The sequence below is a fragment of the Enterobacter cloacae subsp. cloacae ATCC 13047 genome, assembly GCF_000025565.1.
GTDB classification, from domain to species: domain Bacteria; phylum Pseudomonadota; class Gammaproteobacteria; order Enterobacterales; family Enterobacteriaceae; genus Enterobacter; species Enterobacter cloacae.
In genome coordinates this window covers 1-19,354 of the sequence record NC_014107.1, presented here as the reverse complement: position 1 = coordinate 19,354, position 19,354 = coordinate 1, and the positions used below count along the sequence as shown (strand labels likewise).

The 19,354-nt window shown below is 50.8% G+C and carries 21 protein-coding genes and 4 pseudogenes; 17 read left to right on the top strand and 8 right to left on the bottom strand.

All coding sequences use genetic code 11. The features are described from left to right. The first annotated feature begins 39 nt into the window (after nucleotides 1–39). Nucleotides 40–237 carry a DUF2933 domain-containing protein gene (locus ECL_RS25900; RefSeq protein WP_000843497.1) on the top strand — a complete coding sequence of 66 codons (198 nt, stop codon included), beginning with the start codon at nucleotides 40–42 and terminating at the stop codon, nucleotides 235–237. Nucleotides 238–270: 33 nt separating this feature from the next. On the opposite strand, the pseudogene ECL_RS25895 reads toward ECL_RS25900, so the two are convergent. Continuing rightward, nucleotides 271–704 (bottom strand): annotated as a pseudogene (locus tag ECL_RS25895) (M23 family metallopeptidase); the annotation flags it as partial. Nucleotides 705–716: 12 nt separating this feature from the next. Continuing rightward, on the bottom strand, nucleotides 717–1,124 hold the full coding sequence (cadR, locus tag ECL_RS25890; protein WP_004364961.1) for a Cd(II)/Pb(II)-responsive transcriptional regulator: 408 nt from the start codon (nucleotides 1,122–1,124) through the stop codon (nucleotides 717–719). A gap of 95 nt (nucleotides 1,125–1,219) precedes the next feature. On the opposite strand from cadR, the gene ECL_RS25885 reads away from it, so the two are divergent. From ECL_RS25885 to ECL_RS25875, 3 genes are read left to right on the top strand one after another with little or no spacing between them, the layout of a single operon-like run. Beyond that, the gene (locus ECL_RS25885; RefSeq protein WP_004574643.1) at nucleotides 1,220–2,116 is read left to right on the top strand and encodes a cation efflux transmembrane domain-containing protein; all 897 of its coding nucleotides are present in this window, start codon (nucleotides 1,220–1,222) and stop codon (nucleotides 2,114–2,116) included. A 3-nt stretch (nucleotides 2,117–2,119) separates the two neighbouring features. Then, complete coding sequence (gene lspA / locus ECL_RS25880; RefSeq protein ID WP_004863699.1) at nucleotides 2,120–2,632, top strand: signal peptidase II; 513 nt, start codon at nucleotides 2,120–2,122, stop codon at nucleotides 2,630–2,632. 21 nt (nucleotides 2,633–2,653) lie between these two features. Beyond that, nucleotides 2,654–3,943, top strand: a complete 1,290-nt coding sequence (locus ECL_RS25875; RefSeq protein WP_004574636.1) for an ISL3-like element ISPpu12 family transposase — start codon at nucleotides 2,654–2,656, stop codon at nucleotides 3,941–3,943. Nucleotides 3,944–3,997: 54 nt separating this feature from the next. Here the strand turns inward: ECL_RS25875 and ECL_RS25870 are convergent. Then, nucleotides 3,998–4,388, bottom strand: a pseudogene (locus ECL_RS25870) (peptidase M23); the annotation flags it as partial. Nucleotides 4,389–4,676: 288 nt separating this feature from the next. Next, nucleotides 4,677–5,126 (bottom strand): copper resistance protein, encoded by a 450-nt coding sequence (locus ECL_RS25865; protein ID WP_001023257.1) that lies wholly within the window; start codon nucleotides 5,124–5,126, stop codon nucleotides 4,677–4,679. A gap of 234 nt (nucleotides 5,127–5,360) precedes the next feature. On the opposite strand from ECL_RS25865, the gene pcoA reads away from it, so the two are divergent. The 9 genes and pseudogenes from pcoA to pcoE all read left to right on the top strand — a co-directional run bounded on the left by pcoA (nucleotide 5,361) and on the right by pcoE (nucleotide 13,278). Next, nucleotides 5,361–7,178: a multicopper oxidase PcoA gene (gene pcoA, locus ECL_RS25860; RefSeq protein ID WP_000925242.1), complete on the top strand. Its 1,818-nt coding sequence runs from the start codon at nucleotides 5,361–5,363 to the stop codon at nucleotides 7,176–7,178. A 5-nt stretch (nucleotides 7,179–7,183) separates the two neighbouring features. After that, a complete protein-coding gene (gene pcoB / locus ECL_RS25855; protein ID WP_001378118.1) occupies nucleotides 7,184–8,074 on the top strand; it encodes a copper resistance outer membrane transporter PcoB in 891 nt (296 codons plus the stop codon). A gap of 39 nt (nucleotides 8,075–8,113) precedes the next feature. After that, on the top strand, nucleotides 8,114–8,494 hold the full coding sequence (pcoC, locus tag ECL_RS25850; protein ID WP_000025662.1) for a copper resistance system metallochaperone PcoC: 381 nt from the start codon (nucleotides 8,114–8,116) through the stop codon (nucleotides 8,492–8,494). Between the two features lie 55 nt (nucleotides 8,495–8,549). Next, nucleotides 8,550–9,428 (top strand): copper resistance inner membrane protein PcoD, encoded by an 879-nt coding sequence (gene pcoD, locus ECL_RS25845; RefSeq protein WP_233445827.1) that lies wholly within the window; start codon nucleotides 8,550–8,552, stop codon nucleotides 9,426–9,428. 54 nt (nucleotides 9,429–9,482) lie between these two features. Then, nucleotides 9,483–10,163 carry a copper response regulator transcription factor PcoR gene (gene pcoR / locus ECL_RS25840; protein ID WP_001188930.1) on the top strand — a complete coding sequence of 227 codons (681 nt, stop codon included), beginning with the start codon at nucleotides 9,483–9,485 and terminating at the stop codon, nucleotides 10,161–10,163. Beyond that, nucleotides 10,160–10,462, top strand: a pseudogene (locus tag ECL_RS25835) (hypothetical protein); the annotation flags it as partial. The gene pcoR and the pseudogene ECL_RS25835, both read left to right, overlap by 4 nt. 33 nt (nucleotides 10,463–10,495) lie before the next feature. Continuing rightward, nucleotides 10,496–11,464, top strand: coding sequence for an IS5-like element IS903B family transposase (locus ECL_RS25830; protein WP_013087110.1), 969 nt, complete (start codon nucleotides 10,496–10,498; stop codon nucleotides 11,462–11,464). Nucleotides 11,465–11,519: 55 nt separating this feature from the next. Beyond that, a pseudogene (gene pcoS, locus ECL_RS25825) lies at nucleotides 11,520–12,626 on the top strand (copper resistance membrane spanning protein PcoS); the annotation flags it as partial. Between the two features lie 217 nt (nucleotides 12,627–12,843). After that, a complete protein-coding gene (gene pcoE / locus ECL_RS25820) occupies nucleotides 12,844–13,278 on the top strand; it encodes a copper resistance system metallochaperone PcoE (RefSeq protein WP_013087108.1) in 435 nt (144 codons plus the stop codon). A gap of 219 nt (nucleotides 13,279–13,497) precedes the next feature. On the opposite strand, the gene ECL_RS25815 is transcribed toward pcoE, so the two are convergent. Both ECL_RS25815 and ECL_RS25810 read right to left on the bottom strand, forming a co-directional pair. Beyond that, nucleotides 13,498–13,794 (bottom strand): type II toxin-antitoxin system RelE/ParE family toxin, encoded by a 297-nt coding sequence (locus ECL_RS25815; RefSeq protein WP_013087107.1) that lies wholly within the window; start codon nucleotides 13,792–13,794, stop codon nucleotides 13,498–13,500. Beyond that, complete coding sequence (locus ECL_RS25810) at nucleotides 13,781–14,041, bottom strand: type II toxin-antitoxin system ParD family antitoxin (RefSeq protein WP_013087106.1); 261 nt, start codon at nucleotides 14,039–14,041, stop codon at nucleotides 13,781–13,783. Before ECL_RS25810 ends, ECL_RS25815 begins: the two co-directional genes overlap by 14 nt. Nucleotides 14,042–14,182: 141 nt before the next feature. Here ECL_RS25810 and ECL_RS25805 point away from each other — a divergent pair, with 141 nt between their 5' ends. The 4 genes from ECL_RS25805 to ECL_RS25790 all read left to right on the top strand — a co-directional run bounded on the left by ECL_RS25805 (nucleotide 14,183) and on the right by ECL_RS25790 (nucleotide 16,609). Then, a complete protein-coding gene (locus ECL_RS25805; protein WP_013087105.1) occupies nucleotides 14,183–14,707 on the top strand; it encodes a hypothetical protein in 525 nt (174 codons plus the stop codon). Nucleotides 14,708–15,073: 366 nt separating this feature from the next. Further along, nucleotides 15,074–15,844, top strand: a complete 771-nt coding sequence (locus ECL_RS25800) for a TraX family protein (protein ID WP_013087103.1) — start codon at nucleotides 15,074–15,076, stop codon at nucleotides 15,842–15,844. A gap of 14 nt (nucleotides 15,845–15,858) precedes the next feature. Next, entirely contained in the window at nucleotides 15,859–16,197 is a 339-nt protein-coding gene (locus ECL_RS25795; RefSeq protein ID WP_013087102.1) for a VHS/ENTH/ANTH domain-containing protein, read from the top strand. 82 nt (nucleotides 16,198–16,279) lie between these two features. Next, nucleotides 16,280–16,609: a hypothetical protein gene (locus tag ECL_RS25790; RefSeq protein ID WP_013087101.1), complete on the top strand. Its 330-nt coding sequence runs from the start codon at nucleotides 16,280–16,282 to the stop codon at nucleotides 16,607–16,609. On the opposite strand, the gene ECL_RS25785 is transcribed toward ECL_RS25790, so the two are convergent. Together ECL_RS25785 and repA are read right to left on the bottom strand one after the other, a co-directional pair. Next, the gene (locus ECL_RS25785; RefSeq protein ID WP_013087100.1) at nucleotides 16,584–17,390 is read right to left on the bottom strand and encodes a DUF4225 domain-containing protein; all 807 of its coding nucleotides are present in this window, start codon (nucleotides 17,388–17,390) and stop codon (nucleotides 16,584–16,586) included. The two genes, ECL_RS25790 and ECL_RS25785, sit on opposite strands and share 26 nt — an antisense overlap. Nucleotides 17,391–18,340: 950 nt before the next feature. Next, nucleotides 18,341–19,354, bottom strand: a complete 1,014-nt coding sequence (repA, locus tag ECL_RS25780; RefSeq protein WP_013087098.1) for a plasmid replication initiator RepA — start codon at nucleotides 19,352–19,354, stop codon at nucleotides 18,341–18,343.

Genomic DNA, 19,354 nt, shown 5'->3' with positions numbered 1-19,354 from the left:
ACTGAGTGAAGGGGCTGTTACGAACAGAAGGAGTCCAGTATGAAAAGTACCACCTATGCGCTTATTGCTGTCGCCGCGATCGCGGCATTTGCCCTCCTGCGCGAACACTGGTCACATGTGGCAGGTTACTGGCCATATCTGTTATTGCTGGTCTGCCCGCTAATGCATCTTTTCCACGGCCACGGAGGACATGGAGATCATCAACATCAAGGAAGTGAAAACGATAAAAAAAATTAATCTGTCAGACGGGGCCGCGTCGCGGCCCCGTTATCAGTCCAGGTATCGTTCGTAGTCTCTGGCATGCGCAAAGGCATGCTGTTCAAGTTTGTTATCAGCGGGTGCCGCTGCCCGGAACGCCAGTGAGTTAACAGGATTGTTATTGATGACCAGCTCGTAATGCAGATGAGGACCGGATGAACGTCCGCTGTTACCGGATAACGCAATAGCGCCTCCCCGGGTAACCCTGGCCCCTTTAGTAACGAGTATTTTATTGAGGTGGAGATAGCGAGTTTTAACACCGGCTTTTCCTGTTACTTCAACAAAAAATCCCATGGTACTGTTGTATTCGGCCCGGGTGATTTTTCCGTCGATGACGCTGACTATTTTCGTGTTCATGGGCATGGAATAATGGGTAAGCGGATTAAATGGTTGATCTTACCTTTGCATGAGAGTGAGACAGACCGGCATCTCATCGGATTATCTGGTTGATGCTTCACCTACTGCTGGTGCATGTTTCCTTCGCTAATTCCAGCAAGAACCCCACACGCCTCAACTTCCCGGTCATCGTTGCAACTCGCTCTCAGTGAAACGAGTTGTTTCTCAAGCGCTTGCAGAGCGGTTATCTGCGACCGCACATGAGAGATGTGATCATCGAGCAAGGCGTTGACGGCGGTACAAGGCTGATGAGGGTCGTCCTGATAGCTCTGTAGTTCGTGAATCTCAGCCAGTGACAGGCCCAGGATTCTGCAGCGACGGATGAAGGCCAGCCCCTCACCATGCTTCTCGGTATAGACACGGTAACCGTTGTCCTGCCGATCAGGCGGCGGCAACAAGCCCTGCTGTTCATAGAAGCGGATCGTCTGTGTTTCGACCCCTACCAACTGCGCCAACTGACCAATGCGCATCAGCCTCCTCCCCAACGGATTCTTTACTCTATTGACCTTATAGTAGCTTTATAGTTTTAAATGGTACCACAACATTGTTCAAGTGGAGTCGTATCATGAGCAAATCCTGTGGTGGCGCCTGTGGCGGTGATGCAACGTCCGCAGCGGATACCGATATACAGGCCTCCTCCGAGGCGCCAGGGAGATGGGTCAGTGTTTATGCCGTGCCGAAGATGGACTGTCCATCAGAAGAACGAATGATTCGCCTAGCCCTGAACGGCTTTGAGGAGATTCGGGCGCTGTCCTTCGACTTGTCGAACCGCCGGCTGAAGGTCGTGCATGACGGCGAGGTCGAGCCCGTCACCTCGAAACTGAAGACCTTGGGGCTAGGCGCCTCGCTTCAGGAAACCGTCGCTGCAAATCCGGAGACCATCAAGGCCGCCGAGTTTTCGGCAGCTTCTGCTAAGCAAGAATCCGGGACCCTGCGCTGGTTGCTCGGCATCAATGCACTTCTGTTCGTGGTGGAAATGACTGCCGGTCTGATCGCCCAGTCCACCGGCCTGATTGGAGAATCCCTGGACAATTTTGCCGATGCGGCGGTGTACGGGCTTGCCCTTTATGCGGTTGGACATAGCGTGAAAATGCAGGTACGTGCCGCGCATCTTGCTGGTGTACTGCAACTGATCTTGGCTGTGGGCGTGCTCGTAGAGGTGGTGAGACGCTTTGTATTCGGTAGTGAGCCTGAATCGCTGGTGATGATGGCTATCGCATTCGTCGCATTGATTGCCAATACCAGTTGTCTGCTGCTCATATCCAAACATCGGGAAGGCGGGGCGCACATGAAGGCAAGCTGGATATTCTCGGCCAACGACGTGGTGATCAACCTGGGGGTCATCACCGCCGGCGCCCTGGTCGCGTGGACCGGTTCCAATTATCCGGATCTGATTATCGGCACCATCGCGGGGGGCATTGTACTTAACGGTGCCAGACGCATTTTGGCGTTGAAGGGTTAAATAATGCTCATTATTGGCAAAAAGCTCTCGCCGTATGCCCTATTGTCCATATCGGGCCTGCTGGCAGCGTCTGATCAGGCTGTAAAGTGGCTGGTGCAGCAATCAATGGCCTATGGCGAGTATGTTTCGGTGACCCCGTTCTTTAACTGGGTGCACCTATGGAACACCGGTGCCGCATTCAGTCTTTTTGCGAATGGTGGAGGCTGGCAGCGCTACTTTTTTATCGGAATCGCGGTAGTGGTCTCGATTTTTCTGATCAAGCTGATCCTTGAAAATCGTCATAAAGGAGAAGCCATCGCTTACAGTCTTATCCTCGGTGGCGCCATGGGCAACCTGATTGACCGGGTCTTTCGCGGCTATGTTGTGGATTCCTTTGATTTCTATTGGCGAGACTGGCATTGGCCGGCCTTCAACCTGGCTGATATTGCAATTGTCCTCGGTGCCTTACTTTTCGTTTCCAGCAGCTTGTTGGGTAAAAAAGCAAACACCAATGCCGAGCCGGATGGATCTGACTGACACCTACGCCTATACAACACCATGACCGAACTTCCCGACAACATCCTTCACCTGCCGCAATACCAAGTACTGGGCTGCAAATCAACCGACGACGAAATGCACTTCCAGGTGGACGTGCCCGATCCCATCGCCTGCGAGGAATGCGGCGTGCAGGGTGAGTTCGTACGGTTCGGCAAGCGTGACGTTCCCTATCGTGATCTGCCCATCCACGGCAAGCGGGTCACTCTCTGGGTGGTCCGCCGCCGATACACCTGCCGGGCCTGCAAGACAACATTCAGGCCCCAGCTACCGGAGATGGTGGACGGATTCCGTATGACACTGCGGCTGCATGAGTACGTGGAGAAGGAATCCTTCAACCACCCCTACACCTTTGTGGCGGCACAGACCGGCCTGGACGAGAAGACGGTGCGCGACATCTTCAACGCCCGCGCCGAGTTCCTGGGGCGCTGGCACCGCTTCGAGACGCCCCGCATCCTGGGCATTGACGAGCTATACCTGAACAAGCGCTACCGCTGCATTCTGACCAACATTGAGGAGCGAACCCTGCTCGACCTGCTGGCCACCCGCCGCCAGGACGTGGTGACCAACTACCTGATGAAGCTGAAAGACCGGCAGAAGGTCGAGATCGTCAGCATGGACATGTGGAACCCCTACCGGGCAGCGGTCAAGGCTGTGCTGCCCCAGGCCCGTATCGTGGTCGATAAGTTCCATGTGGTGCGCATGGCCAACGATGCCCTAGAGAGAGTGCGCAAGGGCCTCAGAAAGGAGCTGAAACCGTCCCAGAGCCGGACTCTCAAGGGAGACCGGAAAATCCTGCTGAAACGCGCTCACGAAGTCTCAGACCGGGAGCGCCTCATCATGGAGACCTGGACAGGCGCGTTCCCGCAACTGCTGGCCGCCTACGAGCACAAGGAGCGCTTCTACGGCATCTGGGACGCCACCACACGGCTCCAGGCAGAAGCCGCCCTGGACGAGTGGATAGCCACCATCCCGAAGGGCCAAAAGGAAGTCTGGAGCGATCTGGTCAGGGCAGTGGGAAACTGGCGCGAAGAGACCATGACCTACTTCGAGACGGACATGCCCGTCACCAACGCTTACACGGAGTCCATCAACCGACTGGCCAAGGACAAGAACCGTGAAGGGCGCGGTTACTCCTTCGAGGTGATGCGGGCACGAATGCTCTACACCACGAAGCACAAGAAGAAGGCACCGACTGCGAAGGTCTCTCCTTTCTACAAGAAAACCATCGGTTACGGACTGCCGGACTTCGCAGAGGAACTCAACTACGGAGTCGATCTATCAACCATCTGAGGGTGGTATCAGATTGATGGGGTGAAGGTGCCCCATCAACCATTAAATCCGTATACCCGGAATAATCAATGCCATTATGGGGACTCACTTTTCCCGATACCGGGTTAAGTCTTGCAGGATTGAAAGGCGAACTGAGTCTTGCTGTGGCCGGTAACGGATAATCGAGACTGCCTTTCCCGGAAGTATCGGAAAGGTTATAGAACTTTTTATCTGATATACGATACGCCGTGTAATTAAATGAACCGGACGTAAATTTATAGGCCACGACACGTGATTTTCCCGCTTTCTTTTGCAGTACGAGTTTTAATGATTCATTTTTTTTCAAATGCCGCAGATTAAACCGGGAAGGCAAGGAGCGCTGAAGGGTAGCGATCTCGTTCGATTTCAGCCCCGAGCGGGTGGCTGAAAGGTAGGCATTTTCTTTTACGACATCGGTAGAATACATTTACTGGAATTCGCCGTTAGCATGAACACTGCGGCGTATGCTAGGGCTTTTCAGGAGGCGTGTCATCTGTCAGTTAATCGGGAGCACCGTTGATGGTCGTCATTTTTGTAACATATCTTGTTTCCCGTTTGCTCCTGAAGATCTGGGAATTGTATGACCAGCCCGACGGTGATGATTAACGGGACTGAAACAGGTTACAGCAGAGCAATATGGGGCTCATGTCCTGCTACGTAACCCGTCAGTAAAGCCCTGCTGCGCACCTGACGCTAAGCACTAACCCGCCTGCAGTTACCTGGTCGAATACAGCCCGCGAAGCTTTCTTGCCTGCGTCTGATGTGCTTCCGCACCGGCATTATTGACCTGCTCATGCACGAGAGCGGCTTTTTCTCCGGCATTCAGTTCGTTAAAAGAAGAAGACGAGGTCTTTGAATTTGCATCACTGCCGGACAGCATTTTTTTATGTTCCTCAATCATTTTCTGATGCGCATAGGACGCGCTGTTGTTCATAAATGAATGAGCAACAATGGCCCTTTCATGTTCATTCATTTCAGAGAATGAGGGCGTGTTGTTTTTATTAACCCTGTCCGGTAAGTTTTCATGCGTCGAGGAGTTCACATGACTGACGGCTGAGGCATTATTAACAAATCGATGTGCTTCATGGGCAATATCACTGGACTGAGCAAAAGCTGCCCCACAAAATAAAGCTGTAAACGCAGTGGTCGTGATTAATATATTCATGTGTAATTACCTTCTGAGGTACATAAAAGATGTCCTTATGATCATATATAAAAATAATCAACCTGTGGGGAAGATGACGTAAATGTAATACAGCTATGTACATTACACGATTGTAATGAATTTGTTTCTTAAGGTGTGCTAGATTCATTTCATTGTAAGTGGATGAACCAGTAATTTAATTTAAATCGGTTCTCGAATTCTGTCAGTAACCATACTTTAAATAAGGGAATGCGCATGCTGTTGAAAACGTCTCGACGAACTTTCCTGAAGGGGTTAACCCTCTCTGGCGTAGCCGGAAGTCTTGGCGTATGGAGTTTCAATGCGCGTTCCAGTCTGAGCCTGCCAGTTGCCGCATCCCTGCAGGGTACTCAGTTTGACCTGACCATTGGTGAAACGGCCGTCAATATCACGGGCAGTGAGCGTCAGGCCAAAACAATCAATGGAGGCCTGCCGGGGCCCGTTCTTCGCTGGAAAGAAGGTGACACCATTACCCTGAAGGTCAAAAACCGTCTTAATGAACAGACGTCCATTCACTGGCACGGCATTATTCTTCCGGCCAATATGGATGGTGTTCCGGGGCTGAGTTTTATGGGCATAGAGCCTGATGATACCTACGTTTACACCTTTAAGGTTAAGCAGAACGGGACTTACTGGTACCACAGCCATTCCGGTCTGCAGGAACAGGAGGGGGTATACGGTGCCATTATCATCGATGCCAGGGAGCCAGAACCGTTTGCTTACGATCGTGAGCATGTGGTCATGTTGTCTGACTGGACCGATGAAAATCCTCACAGCCTGCTGAAAAAATTAAAAAAACAGTCGGATTACTACAATTTCAATAAACCAACCGTTGGCTCTTTTTTCCGCGACGTGAATACCAGGGGGCTGTCAGCCACCATTGCCGATCGGAAAATGTGGGCTGAAATGAAAATGAATCCGACTGACCTCGCGGATGTCAGTGGCTACACCTACACCTATCTCATGAACGGGCAGGCCCCGCTGAAAAACTGGACCGGACTGTTCCGTCCCGGTGAAAAGATACGCTTACGGTTTATCAACGGCTCGGCAATGACCTATTTCGATATCCGTATCCCCGGGCTGAAAATGACGGTCGTGGCTGCAGATGGCCAGTATGTAAACCCGGTTACCGTTGACGAATTCAGGATTGCCGTTGCCGAAACCTATGATGTCATTGTGGAGCCTCAGGGTGAGGCCTATACCATCTTCGCACAATCCATGGACAGGACCGGTTACGCTCGAGGGACACTGGCCACGAGAGAGGGGTTAAGTGCTGCCGTTCCCCCCCTCGATCCCCGTCCTCTGTTGACCATGGAAGATATGGGTATGGGGGGAATGGGACATGATATGGCAGGAATGGACCACAGCCAGATGGGAGGCATGGATAACAGCGGAGAGATGATGTCTATGGACGGTGCTGACCTTCCGGATAGCGGGACATCCTCCGCGCCCATGGATCACAGCAGCATGGCCGGTATGGATCATTCCCGGATGGCCGGAATGCCGGGTATGCAAAGTCATCCTGCGTCAGAAACGGATAACCCACTGGTTGATATGCAGGCGATGAGCGTCTCTCCGAAATTAAACGATCCGGGTATTGGTCTTCGAAATAACGGAAGAAAGGTTCTCACGTACGCGGATTTGAAAAGCCGCTTTGAGGATCCTGACGGACGTGAACCTGGCCGTACCATAGAACTGCATTTAACCGGCCACATGGAAAAGTTTGCCTGGTCATTTAACGGAATCAAGTTTTCAGATGCCGCACCGGTGCTGCTGAAATACGGTGAGCGGCTCAGGATCACGCTGATCAACGATACCATGATGACTCACCCCATTCACCTGCATGGTATGTGGAGCGATCTGGAAGATGAAAACGGTAATTTCATGGTTCGTAAACACACAATAGATGTTCCCCCTGGTACAAAACGCAGTTACAGAGTGACAGCAGATGCGCTTGGCCGCTGGGCGTATCACTGCCATTTGCTCTATCACATGGAAATGGGAATGTTTCGTGAAGTCCGGGTGGAGGAATGATGCGAATGAAGAGAAATTTGAAGGCCATACCTGTTCTGGTCGCCGGTTTGTTTACCTCACAGCTTTCTATTGCGGCGGGCTCCGTCTCTGCAGATCCCCACGCCGGGCACGACATGTCTGCCATGCAGATGCCAGCAGATGAGAATTTCACTGAGATGACGTCAATGGAGCCCATTGTAACTGAGAGCAGAACGCCAATTCCGCCTGTTACCGATGCCGACCGGAAGGCTGCATTCGGCAATTTACAGGGGCATGCGATTCACGACAGTGCGATTAATTATCTGGTTCTGCTGGATCAACTGGAATGGCAACGGTCGGATAACACCAACAATTTCAGCTGGAGTGTTAACAGCTGGATTGGAGGCGACACAGATCGGATTTGGCTAAAGAGTGAAGGTGAACGAAGCAATGGGGAAACGGAGGCGGCTGAAGCGCAGTTACTCTGGGGACATGCGGTTGGCCCATGGTGGGATTTGGTTGCGGGTGTCAGGCAGGATTTCAGACCTGCTTCTGCCCGGACCTGGGCTGCTGTCGGTTTTCAGGGGCTGGCACTCTATAATTTTGAGTCTGAAATTACGGGTTTTGTCAGTAATGGCGGAAAAGCAGCCCTTCGTCTGGGAGGAGAATACGACGTTTTACTGACTAACCGGCTCATACTCCAGCCATCCTATGAGGTGAATTTCTACAGTCAGGATGATGAATCGCGGGGTCGCGGCAGGGGACTGACTGACACAGAGCTGGGGCTCCGGCTGCGCTATGAAATACGCCGTGAGTTTGCACCCTATATAGGCGTTTCCTGGAATCAACTTTACGGGAAAACATCCGATATGGCGAAAAGAGAAGGTGAGAAAGACCATCAGGTAGTATTCCTGGCGGGAGCCAGAATCTGGTTTTAACGCACTGATATAAAACACTCAACTAAACAGGTAAATAAAATGTCGATTTTAAATAAAGCCATTCTTACAGGTGGCCTCGTTATGGGCGTTGCTTTCTCTGCTATGGCCCATCCGGAATTAAAAAGCTCTGTGCCACAGGCTGATTCAGCCGTAGCGGCCCCGGAAAAGATTCAGCTTAATTTCTCGGAAAATCTGACCGTGAAATTCTCAGGTGCAAAATTAACGATGACGGGTATGAAAGGCATGTCATCACATTCTCCGATGCCGGTCGCGGCAAAAGTGGCGCCAGGCGCTGACCCTAAATCGATGGTCATTATTCCGCGAGAGCCTTTACCCGCTGGCACTTATCGTGTTGACTGGCGCGCGGTTTCTTCAGATACGCACCCTATTACCGGTAATTACACCTTTACAGTGAAGTAATATTATGAACGACCTGATTATGATTGTTATTCGTTTTCTTCTTTATCTGGATTTGATGGTAATATTTGGATTGCCATTTTTTCAGATATATGGAATAAGCGGTGTCAGACATGAAACCTATAACCTGACTAATTTCAGGTCGTTTATAACCTTTGCTGTTGTTACAGGCATCATTCTTACTGGCATTAATATGCTCCTGGTATCTAATGCCATGAGTGGAGTAACTGACCTCAGAGAATTATCCATCCATGTTATCGAGATGGTGATAGAAGAAACTGATGTGGGTATTAGCTGGATTGTCAGGCTCTGTGCCCTGTTTACCACACTCGGTGCTTTGTTCCTTTACACTAATAAGAGACTATTGTCCTGCCTGCTGATGACGATGAGTGGGGGCGTGGCGCTGGCTACACTTGCCTGGGGAGGACACGCCGTTATGCATGACGGTCTGCATTACTATCTCCATTTACTGAGCGATCTGACCCATCTCGGCGCTGCAGGTGCCTGGACAGGTGCTCTGGTTGCATTTGCTATCCTGCTGATGCGCAGAAACGAGCATAATGCACAGAGCGTCATTGTGATATCTGACTCCCTGGCAAAATTTGCCACGGCAGGAACGGTGATTGTTGTAGCCCTGATCCTGAGTGCGCTGGTCAACTATCTGTATATTGCTGAGGGTAACTTAACTCCCTTATTCAACAGTTCCTGGGGGAGGATATTGCTTGCCAAGACGGCTCTGTTTGTTCTGATGCTTCTTCTGGCTGCAGCAAACCGGTTTCACCTGGGTCCCCGGCTTGAAGTTATGGTCAGGGAAGGGAATTATGATCGCAGCGTTGCCCTGATGCGAAACAGCATCCTGACAGAATTCGTTGTTGCGATTATCATTCTGGGCGCCGTAGCGTGGCTCGGAATGCTTGCTCCGTCTCAGGTCAGCTAGGGGACAGCCAAAGCTCATGCGTGAGATTTTTACTTTCATATCAGCGAGTTGACCATGCAGCGTATTTTAATCGTTGAAGACGAACAAAAAACAGGTCGTTACCTGCAGCAGGGACTGGTTGAGGAAGGCTATCAGGCCGATCTCTTTAATAATGGCCGCGATGGTCTCGGGGCCGCGTCGAAGGGACAGTATGATTTGATAATACTGGACGTGATGCTGCCTTTCCTCGACGGGTGGCAAATCATCAGCGCACTGAGGGAGTCCGGGCACGAAGAACCGGTCCTGTTTTTAACCGCAAAGGACAACGTGCGGGACAAAGTGAAAGGACTGGAGCTTGGCGCAGATGACTACCTGATTAAGCCCTTTGATTTTACGGAGCTGGTTGCACGTGTAAGAACCCTACTGCGCCGGGCACGCTCGCAGGCCGCAACAGTCTGCACCATCGCCGATATGACCGTTGATATGGTGCGCCGGACCGTGATCCGTTCGGGGAAGAAGATCCATCTCACCGGTAAAGAATACGTTCTGCTTGAGTTGCTGCTGCAACGCACCGGAGAAGTGTTACCCAGGAGTCTTATCTCGTCCCTGGTCTGGAACATGAATTTTGACAGTGATACGAATGTGATTGATGTCGCCGTGAGACGTCTGAGAAGTAAAATTGATGATGACTTTGAGCCAAAACTGATCCATACCGTTCGCGGTGCCGGATATGTCCTGGAGATCAGAGAAGAGTGAGGTTCAAAATTTCCCTGACCACACGCCTGAGCCTGATTTTTTCTGCGGTGATGCTTACGGTATGGTGGTTATCAAGTTTTATCCTGATTAGCACCCTGAATGGCTATTTCGATAATCAGGACCGCGATTTTCTGACAGGTAAACTTCAGCTCACCGAAGAGTTTCTTAAAACAGAGACGTTCAGGAACAAAACGGATATTAAGTCATTATCAGAAAAAATAAACGATGCGATGGTGGGGCACAATGGCTTATTCATTTCTATAAAAAACATGGAAAATGAAAAAATTGTTGAACTCTATGGGCTTTGTTGAATAAATCGAACTTTTGCTGAGTTGAAGGATCAGATCACGTATCTTCCCGACAACGCAGACCGTTCCGTGGCAAAGCAAAAGTTCAAAATCACCAACTGGCCCACCTACAATAAAGCCCTCATCAACCGTGGCTCCATAACTTTCTGGCTGGATGATGAAGCTATTCAGGCCTGGTATGAGTCAGCAACACCTTCTTCACGAGGCAGACCTCAGCGCTATTCTGACCTTGCCATCACTACTGTGCTGGTCATTAAACGCGTATTCAGGCTGACCCTGCGGGCTGCGCAGGGCTTTATTGATTCCATTTTTTCTCTGATGAACGTTCCGCTACGCTGCCCGGATTACAGCTGTGTCAGCAGGCGGGCAAAGTCGGTTAATGTCAGTTTCAAAACGCCCACCCGGGGTGAAATCGCACACCTGGTAATTGATTCCACCGGGCTGAAGGTCTTCGGTGAAGGCGAGTGGAAAGTCAAAAAGCATGGCCAGGAACGCCGCCGTATCTGGCGTAAGCTGCATCTCGCCGTTGACAGTAAAACACATGAAATCATCTGCGCTGACCTGTCGCTGAACAACGTTACGGACTCAGAGGCCTTCCCCGGGTTAATCCGGCAAACCCACCGGAAAATCAGGTCAGCCGCCGCCGATGGCGCTTACGATACCCGGCTATGTCACGATGAACTGCGGCGTAAGAAAATCAGCGCGCTTATCCCTCCCCGAAAAGGTGCGGGTTACTGGCCCGGTGAATATGCAGACCGTAACCGTGCAGTGGCTAATCAGCGAATGACCGGGAGTAATGCGCGGTGGAAATGGACAACAGATTACAACCGTCGCTCGATAGCGGAAACGGCGATGTACCGGGTAAAACAGCTGTTCGGGGGTTCACTGACGCTGCGTGACTACGATGGTCAGGTTGCGGAGGCTATGGCCCTGGTACGAGCGCTGAACAAAATGACGAAAGCAGGTATACCTGAAAGCGTGCGTATTGCCTGAAAACACAACCCGCTACGGGGGAGACTTACCCGAAATCTGATTTATTCAACAAAGCCAACTCTATGCCAAAAATTCTGTTGTTCCAGCGGTCCTGCTTAATAAGTCGGGTGATATTCTCGACTATATGATCCAGACGGAAGAAAATAACACCGTGTACCGCAGTATCTCGCGGCGGGTTGCCGTGACGCCGGAACAGGGTAAAAGCAAACATGTCATCATTACGGTTGCCACGGATACTGGGTATCACACCCTGTTTATGGACAAACTCAGTACCTGGCTGTTCTGGTTCAATATCGGTCTGGTCTTTATTTCTGTTTTTCTGGGCTGGCTGACCACACGTATTGGTCTGAAACCGCTACGGGAAATGACCAGTCTGGCTTCCTCCACGACCGTACACAGCCTGGATCAGCGTCTAAATCCCGATCTGGCTCCGCCGGAAATCTCTGAGACCATGCAGGAGTTCAATAATATGTTTGATCGCCTGGAGGGGGCATTCCGGAAACTGTCAGATTTCTCGTCTGACATCGCGCATGAGCTGCGCACACCAGTCAGTAATCTGATGATGCAGACGCAGTTTGCACTGGCTAAGGAAAGGGATGTTTCGCATTACCGCGAAATTTTATTCGCTAACCTGGAAGAACTGAAAAGGTTGTCACGAATGACCAGTGACATGCTTTTTCTGGCACGTTCAGAACATGGTCTGCTGCGGCTGGATAAACATGATGTGGATCTGGCAGCCGAACTGAATGAATTACGTGAGTTGTTCGAGCCCCTGGCAGACGAAACAGGAAAGACAATCACGGTTGAAGGAGAGGGCGTTGTTGCCGGAGACAGCGATATGCTCCGACGTGCTTTCAGTAACCTGCTTTCCAATGCAATCAAGTATTCTCCCGATAACACCTGTACAGCGATACACCTTGAGCGTGACAGTGACTGTGTGAACGTGATGATTACGAATACGATGTCCGGCCAGGTTCCCGCTAATCTGGAACGTTTGTTTGACCGGTTCTATCGCGCAGACTCATCAAGGTTCTACAACACGGAAGGCGCGGGGCTGGGATTATCAATTACAAGGTCGATCATTCATGCTCACGGCGGCGAGCTGTCAGCAGAACAGCAGGGGCGTGAAATTGTGTTCAAAGTGCGCCTGTTAATGGATTAATCCCGTTGTTCAGGAGAAACCTGGAAGGTGACAAAATTGTCATCATTCAGTCACGCGATAAACAGAGGCGGTTTTTTATAATTATTCATAAATCAGGAGCAGCGTGATAACACAATCACCTGGTTCCTGGAGTGATGATTAACCCGCCCTGAGATCAACTGCTTTCTCTGTTATAAGCCATTGATTGTTTGGGTATGTAAACACCGGAGACCCAACCATGAAAAAGATTCTCGTATCATTTGTTGCCATTATGGCTGTCGCTTCATCCGCCATGGCTGCAGAGACAATGAACATGCATGACCAGGTAAATAATGCACAGGCTCCTGCCCATCAGATGCAGTCATCTGCTGAAAAAAGCGCAGTTCAGGGAGACAGCATGACAATGATGGATATGAGCAGTCACGATCAGGCCGCAATGTCCCATGACATGATGCAAAACGGCAATTCTGCTGCCCATCAGGACATGGCTGAAATGCATAAAAAAATGATGAAATCCAAGCCAGCAGCTTCTAACGAAACAGCAAAATCATTTTCCGAAATGAACGAGCATGAGAAAGCCGCTGTTGTGCATGAGAAGGCGAATAATGGTCAATCTTCCGTTATTCATCAGCAGCAGGCTGAAAAGCATCGCAGCCAGATCACCCAGAATTAACCCGCAGCTCCACTTGTCAGACCCTCATTTGACGCCGAAGTCACTGGCTTACGCTCCCGATCGGGAGCGTTTTTTTTAAACCAAATGAAAGATTATGTCTGTGTATGATTAATCGTAGTCTGCGGCCTGTTATGAACTAAATGAACGACGGACTAAATTTAACATAAGATAGATTGCGCGAACTAAGTATTTAATTTGATTGTTATTTTACACATTCAGTTATATCCATGGTTCATGCCGCGCCGTATCCTGAGACTGACTGAGAATACGTATGATCGTAACCACCGAATGTGATGACACAAAATAGATCATGTGCTGTTCCACCGGCAGCGAGCAGATATCTTCTCCCAGCTCTGCGCGATGCGTGCCGATGTCATGCATGGCCAGCACATCAAACACTGCGGCTATACGCCCGATATACGCATCCGCCTGAACAACCCCGAACTGTCTGAAGCTGTAGTCCCAGATAGCCTCCAGATCTTCTTCTGCTTTTGGTGTCAGCTCAATCTCTTTCATTTGCCATCCTGGCCCTGACATTATTCAGGAATGCATCCTTGTTCCATGGTTTCGCCTCGCCGCTGCTGATGCCTTCGGCCAGCAGATCACGCAGTTCCTGAAGGCGTGATTCAGCTTGCTTCTCGCGCAGCAGCCGCAGCGCGTCACGCATGACTTCGCTCTGGGTTCGGTAATCACCGGCCTTAACCAGGGAATCGATAAATTCACGCAGCTCATCACCCACGTCCACCGTCATTGTACGGGCCATAACCCCTCCGTTTCATTATGTAAGATTTGTTCTTACATAAGTATATCATTTTAGCATCAGGCTTCCATGGTCAGTGATCGAGACTATGGGCTGCATTTATGAGATCAACAGGGATGCGAAATCAGATAGATATCTAATAGAATGCTGAGTTGTAGCCTTAAGCGAGAACTGGAAATGAAATTAACAGAAAATCGGGTGGATACACTCATCGATACCCTGAACGACCTGATCTGTGATGAGCAAAGTATTACTCGCGAACAGCGAGAAAATTTAATTAAAACGGTTGCCACATTGGGTGGGCTTAAGGAGCGACTACGACTCATTTCTGCGGAGAAAGAAGCCAGACAGATCGCCAAAAACGAGAAGGTAAAGAAACCGCGCGAACCGGACCTGGTGTTTCCCCGTACTGGAAAGCCGTGGCTATCAGAGGACCTCGATGTTATCCATTCCATTATCGACGATATACCTGATGACAGAATTGATGATCACATCCTGTGGCTTTCAAAACAGCAAGGGCGCACTCCCTATGCTGTCGCACTGAAGATTGTTGGTGTAGGTAGAATGGATGATGAGTGGGCGAAAGCCTGGAAACCCGCGGCAAAATCGCTTCGAGAAGATTATGCAAAGCTTCATCCTGCTCCCTCTTCGGATATCAGCCAGGAATAATAGGTTTAGGTTGAGATGTATATGAAGTTATTTTGCAGCAGCATGTTTTATAATTATAAAAAACTGCTCCTGCAAACTATGGTAAAATAATAAACAATTACACTCCTTAATCTAAATATATCAATATTTTTGCCGATATATATAGTAAGTAAGGGAGTGTCATGAACGATTTTCATATTTTAAGTATCTGTATTCAGAATAAGGATGTGGCAGGCGCAATGCGCGTGCTGCGTGATAAATCAGAATTTGCGGTGCGCAAGATTCTGGAGAAACTCAGAGTCAGGATCACAACGCAAACCGGCAGGGCATTCTGGCATTATGTTCAGGGCTGGCTGTTAACCGCGTGTCGCCAGGGGAATATACAGCATGAATCATTCATTACCCGACGTTCTTCCCACTATCCGGAACGCCAGCCAGCTCAGTCCCGCTGCACTCGATATGGTCAAACTTCTCGCACTTCTGGCCATGATTATCGACCACACCAATACGGTGTTTCTGTCGTCAGCATTGCCGGTGATGTATGCGCTTGGCCGGATGGCCTTCCCCCTGTTCACGCTTATATGGGCGATGAACGTACAGCGCACCCCGGAGCGACTGCAGAAGAGAGCCAATCGTCTGTGGATCTGGGCAGTCATAACGCAGCCGGTGTTCAGCCTGGCCTTCCAGAATCAACAGCCCTGGTGGGCCCTGAACATTCTGTTCGTGTTTGCAGGCGTCACGCAGCTGCTTGCCCTGCAGTACCGGCACGGCCGGAAAGGAATGCTTGCCGGGTATCTGCTCCTGGCCCTTATGATTTGGCCCCTGCAGCCGGCAAGTTACGGACTGGCAGGAATAACGCTGGCCATCAGTATGGCAACGGTTTCTGGCAGCGATACACCCGGAGTGCAGCGGCTGGCAGCCATCACTGCCGTGCTGTCACTGATTTGTTTAAACGGGTTATCGCATCTCCTGGATATGCCCGCAGAAACATTATTACTGGCCACGCTGCCTACTCTGGCATTCCCCCTGGCAGTGGTTTCATTCTGCAGGCAAATATGTCCGGAGGGCCGTAGGCGTTTCATGCCGCGTAATTTCTTTTATTATGCTTACGCCGGCCACCTGGGGATCATTGGTCTGGTACAGACTACTTTTGGCTGACTTAGGATGACGTGATGGCTATCAGTGAGAAAGAGCTTCTTGAGGCAGGTTTCAGTAACCGTGATGTGGATACTTTACTGGAGCGGCTTTCAGCAACCGGTGGCACTATGCAGGGCTTCATTGCAGCACTTTCACGACGCTTCCGGGTATCGGTATGGATCACGGTCGCGCTCGCTCTGATTATGCTGGTCATTCTCATCGCCGGCAGCCGGACACATATCCTGTCTGGCGGCATGAGTTCCCTCGTTGTCCTGACCATTGCCTGGTTGACCTTTCCACCGGCTCTTGGCTGGAAAGCATTCCGCCTGCAGAAGAATGCCCGGGGCAGGTTTCAGCAAAGTGATAGCCCGTAACCACCTGACAGATTATCGGTCGGGCTTAACTGGTTATTGGCGCAGGGCATGTTAAACTTCCCGCAGGGAAAAGGAGAGAAGCATGAACCATGAAAGTGATCTGATGAACCACGGCTTCAGTGAAGAGGACATTGTCCGGCTGCGGGCCAGTTCAGCTAAGACGGGTACGGAGATGGATACCCTGCTGAACGATCTGGCAAACCGTTTTAAGGCCCTGATATGGGTGTTGTCAGTCATGTTACTGATTTTTGTGGCCACACTTTTGGCTGGCTCGAGGATGCATACCATTTCCTTCGGCGTGGCTATTCTTGTTCTTGGCACTCTGTTTACGATTACCATGCCTTTGAAGCTGGCCTATAAATCATGGCATTACCGCCGGAAAAATCTCATTTCCCGGAGTCATCAGAAGTGATCAGATCGAAAACAACCTTAGCCTTTACCCCCCATCCCACAATTTTCATTGTCAGTTTACCCCGGGACATGGTGTCGATTTTCCGGTAAAAATCGGTGCTGATATAGTTAAACAGACGCCATGTCCCAGGTCTGGCCATTAATCCATAGACACTGTAGATATTGCCTGCAAGCGCGATCCCGTTGTATATCCCTAACCCTGTTGATCGTTCAAATCCCATGAATTTAGCGATGTTCATGGCACCATCACCAAACATACCCTGCGTGTCAGGTTCATTCAGGAACTGACGACCAACTTCACGGGTTATCGTGTTGGCCGAGTCGACAATCAGAATAGCCCCGGCAAGAACGCCTACGGGGGTCATTGAGGAAGTCAGCACGAAGCCAAATACGCCCTGCATACCTGCCAGCACCACTTTAATTCCTGAGATGACATAACCGACCATCCGGTCTTCATCCCTGACGTATTTGATCTGGGCATATAGTTTCGCATAACCGGTCTGGAGCTGCCGGCTCTGCTCAAGCAGACTGCTGTTTTCTGCCTGCAGGTTACGCAGGCAGGTCATGCACTCTTCGTCAGACTTTGCCCGCCGGGCACGCTCAAATTCGCCATTAATGACAGATTTAATTTCATCGATGAATTTGAGACGCGTCAATCCATCCCCCAGATGTCGGGCGCCAACAATATTAGCGGTATTGACGAGTTTGCGGGCCTCCAGATTAATCATGGTTTCTGCCCAGAGTCGTGCCTGGCTTTTGTTTCCCGGAAGAATTATATCCATTTTACTCATCCTGATTGAAAATCACCCGTTAAAGCTTATCGCGCTCCCGGATTTAGGCAACCCTGCTTTAAAGGGTAAAATAATAGTCTGATGCTGTCAGTAAACCTTCGCCCATGATGGCCAGCCTGTGTAGTCCAGGGTTCATGGAACATGTATGCCGCGAAGCGGCATGGAGACGCCAGCCGGAGCTGAACCGGGTGATTCTGGTGAGGGGCGTCGTAACCGGCATCAGCCGTTACGGATTGATAGGTTCTGCCAATCCCATCCCTTTCCCTGCAAAGCTATACCCGCTTAAAGCTTTCCGATTGCTAATGTGCGCGGTCGGAGTGAGTCCGTCAAGGCCGATGGCCGCTGACGGGCTGTATCTCCGCGTTAGCGCCGTCAGGCGCTTACGAGCGTGTATGAAGTGATTACCGCGACTTAACTACAGCTACTCTTGATACTAGTTACAACATCCCTCTTAAAGCGAGGGTGTTCCGGCCCTTTGGGCCGGGGCGGCGTCGGTTTAGCAGGGGTTAGGTATGTATGCGGTGCCGGGTTCTGGCCAGAAAGGGGCCCGGCGCTTGCGACGGGAGGTACTTTTGATTTTGTTCTGAGCGCGAGGCCGTGAGGCCGCTGCATGCGAAGGCATTTTTCGTTATCCACAGAGTGACTGCAGACAAAGATCTACTCTGGAATGAAATGAACAGAGAGATAAAAACGGTGAAGTAAGACTGTTTTGCGGAATGTCTTTTATTCGTTTCCGGGTTACTTCACTTATTCGTTTGCGGATTTCTGTGTAAAAAAAAGAGACAGTGGCCACTGGGGGCCATAACGACAAGCAGAACGTCATGGTGACCGGAAGGAGAACGGAGTGAAGGTTGAAAAATGAGCAGAGTGGCCGAAAAAAACCAGCACGAAAAGCCCCGGTGAGGGGCCCGTAAACAAGAAGACTGTTGTGTCGTCTGTGACTAGTCCGGGGGAGAAAGCGCCAGATCCAGCTGGTAAAGATGCTGGATGGCCAGAGCCTTCAGGCGCTCAGATGTGCACCAGTACGCTTCGTCAGGCGGGAGGGTGCGGTAAATCCATTCAGACATTGCATGGAGTCGTTCATCTGCCGGCAGCTTAATCAGATTGTTGGCACGTTTACGCTCCGCGCCTTTATTGCGGCGGTAAACGAGTGCCTCCCGACGCTTACGGCCAGACCAGCATTTCCGCGCAGAGTGGGCCTGAACATCATCATGTTCGCTCATCACTCCTTCCCGGATCAGCTGCTCACGCTCGGCGCTCTGACGGAGCTTCTTCTCCTGCTCTTTAAACAGCTTGTCCATATCGACGCCCAGCATCTGGAATCCCACGGGGGTTATATAGACATACGTTGGCAACCAGGTGCGGGATTCACGATCCCAGGCGCGTTCTTCTGCGAGGCCCAGAACGCCAAACCGTACCTGTTCCTCAATAAGCCGTGAAAGGCGTGACACCGTCACCTCCGTTTCAGGAATGACATTGCCTTTTGCGTCCTTTGCACTGAGTTCTTTTGCAAGACGGGAGATACACATGCCGACGGTATGCTTGCCGGCATCACAGAAGCTGATGAGCACTGGCCAGAGCGCATCGAGCAGGCGCTGACGTTCCGGACGGAAGCCATATTTACGTCCCGCCTTACGGCGGCCGGCGACATAGAGAGGGTGACGAGAAACATGCATGCGCAGGCTGACCTGCCCGGTTTCTTTGTCTTTTTTCACCAGGCGATTGTAGGCATGACCGAGCTGTCCGGAGAGCTTTTTATAATGCTCCGGGCGATACCAGGCCGGGTTCTCACATTTGGCTTTTGTGGAATGCTCACCGCGTTTGCGGCGGGTCAGTTTTTTGACCGGTGCAATGAGGAAATTACCCTGAGTGCCGGCATCGACATCCTGGCAGAAACGGGTTAGCTCATCTTTCGGTAGATCTGACCAGTGAACAGAAATCTGATTGTCATTCAC